This is a genomic window from Streptomyces sp. NBC_01142 (assembly GCF_026341125.1).
GTDB lineage: Bacteria > Actinomycetota > Actinomycetes > Streptomycetales > Streptomycetaceae > Streptomyces.
In genome coordinates, this window is record NZ_JAPEOR010000002.1 from 1,027,724 (window position 1) to 1,041,081 (window position 13,358).

The window sequence follows — 13,358 nt, forward strand, 5'->3', positions numbered from 1 at the left end:
GCGTCATGCTTCGACGTCCCTTCGCCGTCAGGCGTTGCTGACGGCGACCCACCGCTCCAGCACCGTCCTGGCAGCGCCCGAGTCGATCGACTTGGCCGCTCGGGCGATCCCCGCCGCGAGCTGCTCGTTCAGCGTGCCGTCCGTCGGCTCCAGCGCGACCAGTGCCGCCGCGGAATTGAGCAGTACGGCGTCCCGTACGGGCCCGGTCTCGCCGGCCAGCAACCGACGGGCGACATCGGCGTTGAACGAGGCGTCCGCGCCCCGCAGGGCCTCCACGGGCACCAGGTCGATGCCGATGTCCCGCGGATCGAAGGCCTCCTCGCGCACCGCTCCGTCGCGCACCACCCACACCCGGGACGTCGCCGTCGTCGTCAGCTCGTCCAGGCCGTCGTCGCCGCGGAAGACCAGCGCCGAGGAGCCGCGGTCGGCCAGCACCCCGGCCAGGATCGGTGCCATCCGGGCGTCCGCGACTCCGGTGGCCTGTGCCTTCACCTTCGCGGGGTTGGTGAGGGGGCCGAGGAAGTTGAACGTGGTGCGGATGCCCAGCTCCTTGCGGGCGGCCGCCACATGCCGCAGGGCCGGGTGGAACTTCACGGCGAAGCAGAAGGTGATCCCCGCCTCCTCGGCAACCTGGGCGACCCGCTGCGGGGTGAGCTCCAGATTGACACCCAGCTTCTCCAGTACGTCGGAGGCGCCGCTGGCCGAGGACGCGGCGCGGTTGCCGTGCTTGACGACCCTGGCGCCCGTGCCGGCGACGACGATCGCGGACATCGTGGAGATGTTGACGGTCTTGGCGCCGTCGCCGCCGGTGCCGACGATGTCGACGCTGGGGCCGGGCACCTCGATCAGGTTGGCGTGCGCGTACATGGTCCGTACGAGACCGGAGATCTCCTCGACCGTCTCGCCCTTGGCGCGCAGCGCGACGACGAAGCCCGCGATCTGGGCGTTCGTCGCCTCGCCGCTCAGGATGCGGTCCATGGCCCAGGCGGTGGCGTCCGCGCTCTGGTCGCGGTTCTCCAGGAGGGCGTTCAGTACGACGGGCCAGGAGAGGTCCGCCACGCTGTCGCCGCCAACCGGGGTCACAACGTTCATGGTCCACTCCAGGTCCACAGCCGAATAGGGATGGGTCCACCCTATCCAGCCCCGCAGACGGCGAAGAGCCCCGTCCATCGAATGGACGGGGCTCTTCGCTGTGGCGATCAGTACCGACATGTACCGATCAGTTCAGGCGATCAGTGGTGGCCGTCGCCACTGGTGATCTCCTTGTACTCCTCGGCGGACGGCTTGGGGATCTGGCTTCCCTCGCCGTAGTAGCCCTTGCTCAGCTTGGCCCTCAGCTTCTCGGAACGCTTCACCTTGCGCTCGACGCCGTTCTCGTCGACCGTCCGGCCGATCTCGGCCGGCTCGTACTGCTCGTGCGCCGTGAGCTTGTACAGGTCGCCCTGGCTGAGCGGCTCGTGGATCTCGACGAACTCACCGTGCGGGAGGCGCTTGATGATGCCGGTCTCGCGTCCGTGCAGCACCTTGTCCCTGTCGCGACGCTGCAGACCCAGACAGATCCGCTTGGTGACGATGAAGGCGAGGACCGGTCCGACGAAGTACGTGATCCGGACGAACCAGGTGATCGCGTTGATCGACAGATGGAAGTGCGTCGCGAAGATGTCGTTTCCACCACCGAGCAGCATGATCACGTAGGCCGTGATCCAGGCGACGCCCAGCGCGGTCCGGGTCGGCGCATTGCGCGGCCGGTCCAGGATGTGGTGCTCCCGCTTGTCGCCGGTGACCCAGGACTCGATGAACGGATAGACCGCGATCGCGCCCAGCACCAGACCGAAGACCACCAGCGGGATGAAGACACCCAGCACAAGGGTGTGGCCCCAGAAGTTGATCTCCCAGCCCGGCATCACACGGATCAGACCCTCGGCGAAGCCCATGTACCAGTCGGGCTGGGCGCCGGTGGACACCTGGTCCGGACGGTACGGGCCGAGTGCCCACACCGGGTTGATCGTGAACGTCGCCGCGATGATCGAGATGACACCGAAGACCAGGAAGAAGAAGCCTCCGGCCTTGGCCATGTAGACCGGCAGCAGCGGCATGCCGACGACGTTCTTGTTCGTACGGCCGGGGCCCGCGAACTGCGTGTGCTTGTGGTAGAAGACCAGGATCAGGTGCGCCACCACGAGGCCGAGCATGATGCCCGGCAGCAACAGGATGTGGATCGAGTAGAACCTGGCCACCATATCGTGGCCGGGGAACTCTCCGCCGAACAGGAAGAACGAGATGTACGTTCCGACGATCGGCGTCGCAAGGATCGCGCCCTGGGTGAAGCGCACACCGGTACCGGAGAGCAGGTCGTCAGGGAGCGAGTAACCGGTGAATCCGGTGAACATGCCCAGGACGAACAGCAGGAAGCCGAACATCCAGTTGATCTCACGCGGCTTGCGGAACGCACCCGTGAAGAAGACGCGCATCATGTGCACGAACATGCCGGCGAGGAAGACGATGGCGGCCCAGTGGTGGATCTGCCGGATCAGCAGACCACCGCGGACGTCGAAGCTGATGTCCAGGGTCGACGCGTACGCCTCGGTCATCCGGATGCCCTGCATCGGGACGTACGGGCCGTGGTACTCGATCTCGTTCATGCTCGGGTGGAAGAACAGCGTCAGATACACACCCGTGAGGATGATGATGATGAAGCTGTAGAGGCAGATCTCGCCCAGCATGAAGGACCAGTGGTCCGGGAAGATCTTCCGCATGTTGGCCTTGGCCAGGGAGTAGATCCCCAGCCGGCCGTCCGCCCAGTCGGCGACCCGCTCGCCCGCGGGTGCCTTGCGGTTCTTGTCGTCGGTCGCAGTACTCATCCGCGCTCCCAGAAGGCAGGACCGACGGGCTCTTCGAAGTCGCCGAGCGCCTCGAGGAAGCCTTCGTCATCCACGCCGATCCGCAGCTGCGGAAGAGCGTGACCGGCCGGGCCGAAGATGACGCGGGCGCCGTCGGAGAGGTCGAAGGTGGACTGGTGGCACGGGCAGAGCACGTGGTGGGTCTGCTGCTCGTACAGGCTGATCGGGCAGCCGACATGGGTGCAGATCTTGGAGTAGGCCACGATTCCGTCGTGGGACCACTCGAGCTCCTGCTTGTCCTTGATGTCCTCCGGCTGAATGCGGACGATCATCAGGGCAGCCTTGGCGATCTCGTTGTTGAAGTCGTGGTTGCTCTCCTCCAGGCCATCGGGCATGGCGAAGGTCAGCGAGCCCACGACGACGTCCTCGGGACGCAGCGGCTCATTCGTGTTCATGTTGATGAGCTTCTTGCCCTTGGCCCACAGGGTCTTGCGGAGCTTCTCCTCGGGCAGCGGCCCCAGGTCGCGCAGCAGCACCACACCGGAGAGCGGCACCATGGCCAGCGCGCCGAACATGGTGTTGCGGATCAGCTTGCGACGGCCGATCGCGGACTCCTTGGCGCCGTCCGCGAAGTCCGCCAGGACCTTGGCCTTGACCTCGGGCTCGGCCGAGATCGCGTGGCGGTCGTCAGCGACCTCGACATCGGACATCAGGGTGCGGGCCCAGTGGACCGCACCCGCGCCGATGCAGAAGAGCGCGAGACCGAGGGTCATGCCCAGCGAGAAGTTGAGCGCGCTCACATGGCCCAGCGGCCAGATGTACACGATCTTGTCGACCGGGAAAATCACGAACGAGGCGATGAAGGCGACCGTGGCCAGCATCGACAGCGTGAACATGAAGGCCACGGCGCGCTCGGAGCGCCTCGCGGCCCGCTCGTCGATGTCCTGGATGCGCGGCTTGTGCGCCGGCAGCCCGGGGTCGGCGAACGGCTCGTCCCCCGCGCGCTCGGCGACGGCGGTGCCCTCATGCCCTGCCGCGTCGTGCGCGGCGTCCTGCTCGAGCGGCAGGTTCTCTTCTGGAATCTCTTGGCTACTCATGACTTCTTGGCCTTAGCGGTGTGGGCCGCGACCCAGACGGCAACTGCGATGAGCGAGCCCAGACCGAAGATCCAGCCGAACAGACCCTCGCTGACGGGGCCGAGGCCACCCAGCGCGAAGCCACCGGGGGTCGCGGTCTCGTCGCCGTTCACGGTCTGGACGTACTTGATGATGTCCTGCTTCTGCTTCTCCGGCAGGGTGGTGTCGGGGAAGGAGGGCATGTTCTGCGGGCCGGTCTGCATGGCCTCGTAGAGGTGCTTCGCGCTCACGCCGTCAAGGCTCGGGGCGTACTTGCCGTTGGTCAGCGCACCGCCCTCACCCGTGAAGTTGTGGCACTGGGCGCAGTTGGTACGGAACAGGTCGCCACCCTTGGCGATGTTCGCACCCTCCGGGCTGTACTGCTTCTCGGTCGGCGTGATCGGGCCGGCACCGAGCGATGCGATGTACGCCGCGAGCTGGTCGATCTGACTCTGCGAGTAGATGACCTTCTTCTTCGGGACCTGCGCGCCGGGCTGCTGGGCCGGCATCCGGCCCGTGCCGACCTGGAAGTCGACTGCGGCAGAGCCCACGCCGACCAGGCTCGGGCCGTCAGAGGTGCCCTGGCCGCCGGATCCGTGGCAGCTGGCGCAGCCGACGGTGTAGAGCTTCTTGCCCTCCTGGATGGCGAGAGACTGGGCGGTTTCATCGGCCTGCGCCTTGTCCGCCGGAGCGAACGCGGCGTACAGCCCCCCAGTGGCCGCCAGCGCGAGGAGTAGGACGACGACCGCCGCCAGCGGATGGCGTCGTCGTGCGGAGAGCTTTTTCACGGATTACCCCGGTGTCAGGATCTTCTGCGTCGATGCTTCTGGACTGTGTCTGCTTCAGGCAGCGGGTGCCTGCGCCGTTACTTGATCATGTAGATCGTGGCGAAGAGGCCGATCCAGACGACATCGACGAAGTGCCAGTAGTAGGACACGACGATGGCGGCGGTTGCCTGCTCGTGGGTGAATCTCCTGGCCGCATAGGTCCTCCCGAGGACCAGCAGGAAGGCGATGAGACCGCCCGTCACGTGCAGGCCGTGGAAACCGGTGGTCAGGTAGAACACGGAGCCGTACGGGTTGGACGAGAGCGAGAGGCCCGCGTCCTTGACCAGCTCGGTGTATTCGAATACCTGGCCTCCGATGAAGATCGCACCCATCACGAACGTGATGGTGAACCACGTTCTGAGCTTCTTCACATCGCCCCGCTCCGCGGCGAAGACGCCGAGCTGGCAGGTGAGGGAGGAGAGCACCAGGATCGTGGTGTTCGTCGCCGAGAACGGGAAGTTCAGGTGATCCGCCTGCGACTTCCAGAAGTCGGCACCCGTCACCGATCGCAGGGTGAAGTACATCGCGAAGAGGGCCGCGAAGAACATCAGCTCGGAACTCAACCAGATGATGGTTCCGACGCTGGTGAGGTTCGGTCGATTGACCGACGGGTGCGCGTGCCCGGTTTCTACTGTCGTTGCTGTCGCCACGACCGACATTATGTCGGTCGCTTATCCCGCCCTCACTCCCGGGGGTGCCGTTCGGTGTGTCAGCGGGGTGTGTCCAGCCCGAACGGCCCATCGAAGGGCTGTCCGAACCGCTGTTGACAGGGTGTCGGACGGAGTAGCATCCGCCCATCGGTTCCCGAGCTGAAGCCGCCGTCGTATCGGAGGAACAATGCAGTCGACCGCCACGGTCCTGGTCTACAGCGACGATGCCAACACGCGCGAACAGGTCCGGTTGGCCGCTGGTCGCAGGCCGGCCGCGGACGTACCGCCGGTCGAGTTCCTGGAGTGCGCGACCCTGCCCGCCGTTCTCAAGGCGCTGGACGATGGCGGCATCGACGTCTGCGTACTCGACGGCGAGACCGTCCCCGCCGGCGGCATGGGCGTCTGCCGGCAGATCAAGGACGAAATCTTCGACTGCCCGCCCGTGCTGCTGCTGATGGGCCGCCCGCAGGACGCCTGGCTGGCCACCTGGAGCCGCGCGGAGGCGGCGGTGACCCTGCCGGTCGAGCCGGTGGAGTTCGCGGCCTCCCTGGCCGCCCTGCTGCGCCGCAGGCTCTCTGTTCAGGCGTAGGGTCACCCGGGGCCGTCAGACCTGGGGACGCAGTCGCGCCACGTCGGTGGGGTCGCTGCCTTCCCTGGTGTCGGCCACCAGGGCACTGCCCTTGCGCCACTTTTCCCAGGACAGGTTCCAGTCACCGAAGCCGTTGCCGAAGGTGTCCATCGTGGCGCCCCAGCTGTTGACGACCTCGACGATGTCGCCCTCGCGCACGGTCTGGTAGAACCAGGCGGCGTTGCCGGTGGACATGCCCGTGCAGCCGTGGCTGACGTTGGCGGAGCCCTGTGAGCCGACGGACCACGGCGCGGCGTGGACGTACTCACCGCTCCAGGTGACGCGTGTCGCGTAGTAGACCGGCAGGTCGTACGACTCCGAGCTGCCTGCGGCTATGCCGATGCTGGTGCCGCGCATCCGTACGAAGTACTCCTTGCCGAGCACGACCTTGATTCCGTTCCGGGTGGAGAAGCCGGGCTTGCCGGTGGTCACCGGAATGGTGTTGATCACTTCTCCGTTGCGCTTGACCGTCATGGAGTGCGATCCGGCGTCGGTTATCGCCTCTATCCGGTCCCCGATGGTGAGCTTGAGCGGTTTCGAGGCGCCGCCGTAGAGCTTGTCGGAGACCTTGACGCCCTGGAGGTTGATGTCGGCGCGGACGGTCGTGCCCGTGGGCCAGTACTCCTTGGGGCGGAAGTGCAGGGTCTTGTCGTCCACCCAGTACCAGGCGCCGTCCACCGATGGCACGGACTCGACCCTCAGTGCGCGCTCGACGACGGCCCGCGACTCCTTGGCCTTGACCGGGTGGCTGAGCGTCACGGTGACGGGCTGCCCGACGCCGTACGTGCCCGCCTTGGGGCCGAACTCAGCGGTCAGGTGCCTCTTGGCGGGCGAGGTCTCGAAGGTGAGCGTCTTGGCGCCCGGAGAGCCGTCCTCGTCCTCCGTGGAGACCTTGACGGTGTACTTGACGCCCGCCGACAGGGGAGCGATCGAGCGCCACCGGACGCCGTCGGCGGAGAGTTCGCCCGCCAGATGGTGCCCCGAGTCATCGGTTGCCGTGACGTCGGTGATCCAGCTTTCGGTGCCCTTGGCCGTGACCTCCAAGGGCTTGTCGGGGTCCACCTTGGTGCCCGAGTGCGCGTTGAAGGCGACCTGTTCCGCCGCGTCGTACGGCTGCGCGGCGAGCGGGTGGGTGTCGGGATCGCCACACGCCGTCGAGGCCGCGCCTATGAACGCGGCCAGCAGGGTGCAGCTCACAACGGTGCGATTGCGCGGCGTGTGGTTCATAAGCACACGCTATGAAGATCAGTCAGCAGCGGCGCGCCGAGTGACTGCAAACGGAGGGGCCCGGATCCCCCTCAGGAGTGAGGGAGATCCGGGCCCTTGCGCGTGTCGCTTGACGCGGCGGTGTTACTGGTTCTGGCTCTCACCGCGGTAGTACTCGAAGACCCAGCCGAAGAGACCGATCAGGATCACCGGCAGCGAGAAGTACAGCAGCCACCAGCCGAGGGCGACGCCGAGGAAGGCGAGCGCACCACCGATGGCCAGCGACAGCGGCTGCCAGCTGTGCGGGGCGAAGAACCCCACCTCGCCGGCCTCGTCGGCAACATCGGCTTCCTTGTTGTCCTGGGCCATGGCGTCCACTCGCCGGGCCGTGAAGGCCAGGTAGTAGCCGATCATGATGCTCAGGCCGAAGGCCAGGAAGAGCGCCGTTGTACCGGCCGGCTCCTTCGACCACACGCCGTAGAGGATGGCCACGGCGAGGATGAAGACGCCCAGCCAGAGGAACATCCTGCCTTGGATCTTCACTTGCCGGCCTCCTTGTCACCAGTGATGACGCTCCCACCGTGGCCGGCGTGCTCGAGCTGGTCGAGAGCGGCGATCTCCGGGTGGTGCAGGTCGAACGCCGGGGATTCGGAACGGATCCGCGGCAGGGTGAGGAAGTTGTGCCGCGGCGGCGGGCAGGACGTCGCCCATTCGAGCGAACGGCCGTAGCCCCACGGGTCGTCGACCTCGACCTTCTTGCCGTACTTGGCGGTCTTCCAGACGTTGTAGAAGAACGGCAGGACCGACATACCGAGCAGGAACGAGCTGATCGTGGAGATGGTGTTCAGCGCGGTGAAGCCGTCGGCGGCGAGGTAGTCCGCGTAACGACGCGGCATGCCTTCCGCTCCCAGCCAGTGCTGCACCAGGAACGTGCCGTGGAAGCCGATGAACAGCGTCCAGAAGGTGATCTTGCCGAGCCGCTCGTCCAGCATCTTGCCCGTGAACTTCGGCCACCAGAAATGGAAGCCGGCGAACATCGCGAACACCACGGTGCCGAAGACGACGTAGTGGAAGTGCGCGACGACGAAGTACGAGTCGGAGACGTGGAAGTCCATCGGGGGCGAGGCCAGGATGACGCCGGTCAGACCACCGAAGGTGAAGGTGACCAGGAATCCGATCGTCCAGAGCATCGGTGTCTCGAAGGACAGTGAGCCCTTCCACATCGTGCCGATCCAGTTGAAGAACTTCACACCGGTTGGCACCGCGATGAGGAACGTCATGAACGAGAAGAACGGCAGTAGCACGCCGCCTGTGACGTACATGTGGTGCGCCCACACGGTCACGGACAGACCCGCGATCGCGATCGTCGCGGCCACCAGACCGATGTAGCCGAACATCGGCTTGCGGCTGAAGACCGGGATGACTTCGGAGACGATTCCGAAGAATGGCAGGGCGATGATGTACACCTCTGGATGGCCGAAGAACCAGAAGAGGTGTTGCCACAGCAACGCGCCGCCGTTGGACGCGTCGAAGATGTGGGCACCGAACTTGCGGTCCGCCTCCAGCGCGAAGAGCGCGGCAGCCAGCACCGGGAAGGCGAGCAGCACCAGCACACCGGTGAGCAGCACGTTCCAGGTGAAGATCGGCATCCGGAACATCGTCATGCCGGGCGCGCGCATGCAGATGATCGTGGTGATGAAGTTGACCGAGCCGAGGATCGTGCCGAAGCCGGAGAAGGCCAGACCCATGATCCACATGTCGGCGCCGACGCCCGGCGAGCGGACCGCGTCCGACAGCGGGGAGTAGGCGAACCAGCCGAAGTCGGCCGCACCCTGCGGGGTGAGGAAGCCGGCCACCGCGATGAGCGAGCCGAAGAGGTACAGCCAGTACGCGAACATGTTCAGCCGCGGGAACGCCACGTCGGGCGCGCCGATCTGCAGCGGCATGATCCAGTTCGCGAATCCGGCGAACAGCGGCGTCGCGAACATCAGCAGCATGATCGTGCCGTGCATCGTGAACGCCTGGTTGAACTGCTCGTTCGACATGATCTGCGTACCCGGACGGGCCAGCTCGGCGCGCATGAAGAGCGCCATCAGGCCGCCGATGCAGAAGAACACGAACGACGTGACCAGATAGAGCGTGCCGATCGTCTTGTGGTCAGTGGTGGTCAGCCACTTGATGACGACGTTTCCCGGCTCCTTGCGCCGTACCGGCAGCTCGTTCTCGTACGAGTCGTCAGCTGCTGCGGCGGCACCCTGAGGTTCGTTGAGGATGCTCACAGTTGGTTCTTCTCCGCATTCCTGGCCGGGTCCGTCTGCTCAATGCCCGACGGGATGAAGCCGGTCTGCCCCTTCTCGGCAAGCTCCTTCAGGTGCTGCTGGTAGCGCTCCGGGGAGACCACCTTGACGTTGAAGAGCATCCGGGAATGGTCGACGCCGCAGAGCTCGGCGCACTTGCCCAGGAAGGTGCCCTCCTGGGACGGCGTCACCTCGAAGACGTTGGTGTGACCGGGGATGACGTCCTGCTTGAACAGGAAGGGGATCACCCAGAAGGAGTGGATGACGTCCCGGGAGGTCAGGATGAACCGGACCTTCTCGCCCTTGGGCAGCCACAGGGTCGGGCCCGGGTTGCCGGTCTGCGGGTTCCGCGTGCCGGGGATACCCGCGTCGTAGACGCCCTCCGCACCCGCGGGGAAGTCCTTCTGGTACTTGAGCGGGACCCCGTCGAGCTCCTTGGGGACCTTGGCGCCGGTCTTGGCGTCGCCGTCCAGGTTCTCGACGTAGTTGAAGCCCCAGCTCCACTGATAGCCGACCACGTTGACCGTGTGGACGGGCTTGGAGAGGGCGAGGAGCTTCGACTCATCACGCGCGGTGAAGTAGAAGAGCACCGAAACAATGATGAGAGGGACCACGGTGTACAAGGCCTCGATGGGCATGTTGTACCGGGTCTGCGGAGGTACCTCCACCTTGGTGCGGCTGCGCCGGTGGAAGATGACACTCCACAGGATCAGACCCCACACCAGCGCGCCCGTGATGAGCGCTGCCGCCCACGAGCCCTGCCAGAGGGAGAGGATCCGCGGCGCCTCTTCCGTTACCGGGGTGGGCATACCAAGGCGGGGGAAGTCCTTGTATGTGCAACCGGTTGCGGTCGCCAGGACCAGGCCCGCAGTCAGCACCTGCGGCAGCTTCCGCCGCATCGGGCGCCGCGACGAGCGGTCGGAGCCGTTGGGACTCACGTAGCGCCTTCCCGAGAGTCTCGGCCCGCGCGGCCGGCTGCGGCCGTCTGCTGGTCGGTCGCCGGCCCTGACGCGGGCAGGGGTTTGGATGTTTATGCGGACCAAACCCTACTGGACGCTATTTGGGGCCGCGCGGGGAGGGTGCCCAACGCGCCGCCCGACACCCCGAAGGGGTGGACTGCCCCTGGCGCCGGGGGTGAATCCCAGCCTCCGGCGGGCATCTGACGACCCCTCCAGGGTCGGGGGTTAGCGTGGCTGTGTGCCCTACTTCGACGCCGCATCCTCCGCCCCTCTGCACCCGGTTGCCCGCCAGGCCCTGCAGGCCGCCCTGGACGAGGGCTGGGCCGATCCCGCCAGGCTCTACCGCGAGGGGCGGCGCGCCAGACTGCTGTTGGACGCGGCGCGGGAGGCGGCCGCCGAGTCGGTGGGGTGCCGTCCGGACGAACTCGTCTTCACTCCTTCGGGGACCCGGGCAATTCACTCGGGAATTTCCGGGGTGCTCGCGGGCCGTCGGCGTGTCGGGCGTCACCTGGTCGCCTCCGCGGTCGAACACTCGTCGGTGCTGCACGCGGGGGCTGCCCTGCGGGGTGAGGGCGGCACCATGACGGAGGTCCCGGTGGACCGGTCGGGTGCCGTGTCCGCCGAGGCGTACGCCTCCGCCCTGCGCGAGGACACCGCGCTGGCCTGTCTGCAGTCCGCCAATCACGAGGTGGGTACCGAGCAGCCGGTCACCCAGGTCGCCGAGGCGTGCCGGGCGGCAGGGGTGCCGCTGCTGGTGGACGCGGCGCAGTCGCTGGGCTGGGGGCCGGTGGACGGCGCCTGGTCGCTGCTCGTGGCCAGTGCGCACAAGTGGGGCGGGCCCGCGGGCGTCGGTCTTCTCGCCGTACGCAAGGGGGTCCGTTTCGCCCCTCAAGGGCCTGCCGACGAGCGAGAGTCGGGGCGGGCGGCCGGTTTCGAGAACATCCCGGCGATCGTGGCCGCGGCGGCCTCACTGCGGGCGGTGCGTACGGAGGCGGCGGACGAGGCGGTACGGCTGCGCGCCCTGGTGGACCGCATCCGTACCCGCGTCCCGGAGCTGGTCCCGGATGTGGAGGTGGTGGGCGACCCGGAGCGCCGGCTCCCCCATCTCGTCACCTTCTCCTGTCTCTATGTCGACGGAGAGACTGTGCTGCACGAGCTGGACCGGGCGGGTTTCTCCGTCTCCTCCGGTTCCTCCTGCACGAGCAGCACCCTGACACCGAGCCATGTGCTGCGGGCGATGGGTGTGCTCAGCGAGGGCAATGTGCGGGTGTCGCTGCCGCCGGGAACGGCCGGGGAGGACGTCGACCGCTTCCTGGAGGTGCTGCCGGGGGTGGTCGCGGGCGTCCGGGAGAGGCTGGGCGCGCCCGCCTCCGTCGTCTCCTCCCCCGCCGCGGACTCACTCGTGGTGGACGCCGTCGGCAAGCGGTGCCCCATCCCGGTGATCGAGCTCGCGAAGGTGATCGGGGACGTGCCGGTCGGCGGGACGGTGACGGTCCTCTCGGACGACGAGGCGGCACGGCTGGACATCCCGGCGTGGTGCGAGATGCGGGGCCAGGAGTACGTGGGCGAGGAGCCGGCGGAGCGGGGCGTGGCGTACGTGGTGCGGCGGGTCTCGTAGGGCCCCGGGCCCTGCGGGGGCTTCGTCCCCGGCCCGGGCCCTCAAACCCCGGCCCCCGGATCCCGGCCTCGATCGCCGGACGGGCCGAGAAACAGCCTCGCCGGCGATGGGGGCGCGGGACCGGGGGCGGAGCCCCGGGGGGCTACTTCAGGTACGCCCGGACCTCCGCCGCGGCCTCGTGGCCGTACGCCTTGGTGAAGCGGTCCATGAAGTGGGCGCGGCGCAGGGTGTACTCCTGGGTGCCCAGGGTCTCGATGACGAGGGTCGCCAGCATGCATCCGACCTGGGCCGCGCGCTCCAGGCTCACGTCCCAGGACAGGCCGGAGAGGAAGCCCGCGCGGAACGCGTCGCCGACGCCGGTCGGGTCGACCTTGGCCTCTTCCTCGGCACAGCCGACCTCGATCGGGTCCTCGCCGGCACCCTCGATGCGCACGCCGCGCGAGCCCAGCGTGGTCACGCGGTGGCCGACCTTGCCCAGGATCTCGGCGTCGGTCCAGCCGGTCTTGGACTCGATGAGTCCCTTCTCGTACTCGTTGGAGAACAGGTAGGTGGCACCGTCGAGGAGGGTACGGATGTCGTCGCCGCTCATCCGTGCGATCTGCTGCGAGAAGTCCGCGGCGAACGGGATGGAGCGGGTCTTGCACTCCTCGGTGTGGCGGAGCATCGCCTCGGGGTCGTCCGCGCCGATCAGTACGAGGTCGAGGCCGCCGACCCGGTCGGCCACCTTCTTGAGCTCGATCTGGCGGGCCTCGCTCATCGCACCGGTGTAGAACGAGCCGATCTGGTTGTGGTCGGCGTCCGTCGTGCAGACGAAGCGTGCGGTGTGCAGTACCTCGGAGATGCGTACGGAGCCGGTGTCCACGCCGTGGCGGTCGAGCCAGGCGCGGTACTCGTCGAAGTCGGATCCGGCCGCACCGACCAGGATCGGCCCGGTGCCCAGCTGACCCATGCCGAAGCAGATGTTCGCGCCGACACCGCCCCTGCGCACATCGAGGTTGTCGACCAGGAAGGAGAGCGAGACCGTGTGCAGCTGGTCCGCGACGAGCTGGTCGGCGAAGCGGCCGGGGAAGGTCATGAGGTGGTCGGTGGCGATGGAGCCGGTGACAGCGATTCGCACGGTAGGGACACTCCTGTGGCGGGGTGACGTTGACAGTTCACGCTACCGGGTCGGAGCACTGCCCTTGAAGTGCGGAAACTACCCGATAGTAGGGCTTTTTT

General features: G+C 67.2%; 12 protein-coding genes. 2 read left to right on the top strand and 10 right to left on the bottom strand.

Annotated elements, in window-relative coordinates; genetic code table 11:
• Positions 1-27 precede the first annotated feature (27 nt).
• From trpD to OG883_RS22120, 5 genes are all read right to left on the bottom strand, one after another.
• Positions 28-1,092: an anthranilate phosphoribosyltransferase gene (trpD, locus tag OG883_RS22100; protein WP_266543487.1), complete on the bottom strand. Its 1,065-nt coding sequence runs from the start codon at positions 1,090-1,092 to the stop codon at positions 28-30.
• 140 nt (positions 1,093-1,232) lie between these two features.
• A complete protein-coding gene (locus OG883_RS22105) occupies positions 1,233-2,861 on the bottom strand; it encodes a cytochrome bc complex cytochrome b subunit (protein WP_266543491.1) in 1,629 nt (542 codons plus the stop codon).
• The gene (locus OG883_RS22110) at positions 2,858-3,937 is read right to left on the bottom strand and encodes a ubiquinol-cytochrome c reductase iron-sulfur subunit (protein ID WP_266543495.1); all 1,080 of its coding nucleotides are present in this window, start codon (positions 3,935-3,937) and stop codon (positions 2,858-2,860) included. Before OG883_RS22110 ends, OG883_RS22105 begins: the two co-directional genes overlap by 4 nt.
• Positions 3,934-4,743, bottom strand: a complete 810-nt coding sequence (locus tag OG883_RS22115) for a c-type cytochrome (RefSeq protein ID WP_266543498.1) — start codon at positions 4,741-4,743, stop codon at positions 3,934-3,936. Before OG883_RS22115 ends, OG883_RS22110 begins: the two co-directional genes overlap by 4 nt.
• A 77-nt stretch (positions 4,744-4,820) precedes the next feature.
• Positions 4,821-5,441 carry a heme-copper oxidase subunit III gene (locus OG883_RS22120; RefSeq protein WP_266543501.1) on the bottom strand — a complete coding sequence of 207 codons (621 nt, stop codon included), beginning with the start codon at positions 5,439-5,441 and terminating at the stop codon, positions 4,821-4,823.
• Positions 5,442-5,619: 178 nt separating this feature from the next.
• On the opposite strand from OG883_RS22120, the gene OG883_RS22125 reads away from it, so the two are divergent.
• Positions 5,620-6,021, top strand: coding sequence for a hypothetical protein (locus tag OG883_RS22125; RefSeq protein ID WP_266543504.1), 402 nt, complete (start codon positions 5,620-5,622; stop codon positions 6,019-6,021).
• Between the two features lie 15 nt (positions 6,022-6,036).
• Here the strand turns inward: OG883_RS22125 and OG883_RS22130 are convergent, their stop codons facing one another.
• From OG883_RS22130 to OG883_RS22145, 4 genes are all read right to left on the bottom strand, one after another.
• Positions 6,037-7,287: an Ig-like domain-containing protein gene (locus OG883_RS22130; RefSeq protein WP_266543506.1), complete on the bottom strand. Its 1,251-nt coding sequence runs from the start codon at positions 7,285-7,287 to the stop codon at positions 6,037-6,039.
• A 123-nt stretch (positions 7,288-7,410) separates the two neighbouring features.
• Positions 7,411-7,809: a cytochrome c oxidase subunit 4 gene (locus OG883_RS22135; protein ID WP_266543509.1), complete on the bottom strand. Its 399-nt coding sequence runs from the start codon at positions 7,807-7,809 to the stop codon at positions 7,411-7,413.
• Positions 7,806-9,545: a cytochrome c oxidase subunit I gene (gene ctaD, locus OG883_RS22140; RefSeq protein ID WP_266543511.1), complete on the bottom strand. Its 1,740-nt coding sequence runs from the start codon at positions 9,543-9,545 to the stop codon at positions 7,806-7,808. Before ctaD ends, OG883_RS22135 begins: the two co-directional genes overlap by 4 nt.
• Complete coding sequence (locus OG883_RS22145; protein WP_266543514.1) at positions 9,542-10,501, bottom strand: cytochrome c oxidase subunit II; 960 nt, start codon at positions 10,499-10,501, stop codon at positions 9,542-9,544. The genes ctaD and OG883_RS22145 overlap by 4 nt, the downstream gene beginning before the upstream one ends.
• Positions 10,502-10,760: 259 nt before the next feature.
• On the opposite strand from OG883_RS22145, the gene OG883_RS22150 reads away from it, so the two are divergent.
• On the top strand, positions 10,761-12,140 hold the full coding sequence (locus tag OG883_RS22150) for a cysteine desulfurase/sulfurtransferase TusA family protein (RefSeq protein ID WP_266543515.1): 1,380 nt from the start codon (positions 10,761-10,763) through the stop codon (positions 12,138-12,140).
• 142 nt (positions 12,141-12,282) lie between these two features.
• On the opposite strand, the gene OG883_RS22155 is transcribed toward OG883_RS22150, so the two are convergent.
• Positions 12,283-13,257 carry a carbohydrate kinase family protein gene (locus tag OG883_RS22155; protein WP_266543518.1) on the bottom strand — a complete coding sequence of 325 codons (975 nt, stop codon included), beginning with the start codon at positions 13,255-13,257 and terminating at the stop codon, positions 12,283-12,285.
• Positions 13,258-13,358 lie beyond the last annotated feature (101 nt).

Bases quoted from the DNA above. Each gene is read 5' to 3' on its own strand.
- trpD (WP_266543487.1), bottom strand. From the start codon at position 1,092: ATGAACGTTGTGACCCCGGTTGGCGGCGACAGCGTGGCGGACCTCTCC.
- OG883_RS22105 (WP_266543491.1), bottom strand. From the start codon at position 2,861: ATGAGTACTGCGACCGACGACAAGAACCGCAAGGCACCCGCGGGCGAG.
- OG883_RS22110 (WP_266543495.1), bottom strand. From the start codon at position 3,937: ATGAGTAGCCAAGAGATTCCAGAAGAGAACCTGCCGCTCGAGCAGGAC.
- OG883_RS22120 (WP_266543501.1), bottom strand. From the start codon at position 5,441: ATGTCGGTCGTGGCGACAGCAACGACAGTAGAAACCGGGCACGCGCAC.
- OG883_RS22125 (WP_266543504.1), top strand. From the start codon at position 5,620: ATGCAGTCGACCGCCACGGTCCTGGTCTACAGCGACGATGCCAACACG.
- OG883_RS22130 (WP_266543506.1), bottom strand. From the start codon at position 7,287: ATGAACCACACGCCGCGCAATCGCACCGTTGTGAGCTGCACCCTGCTG.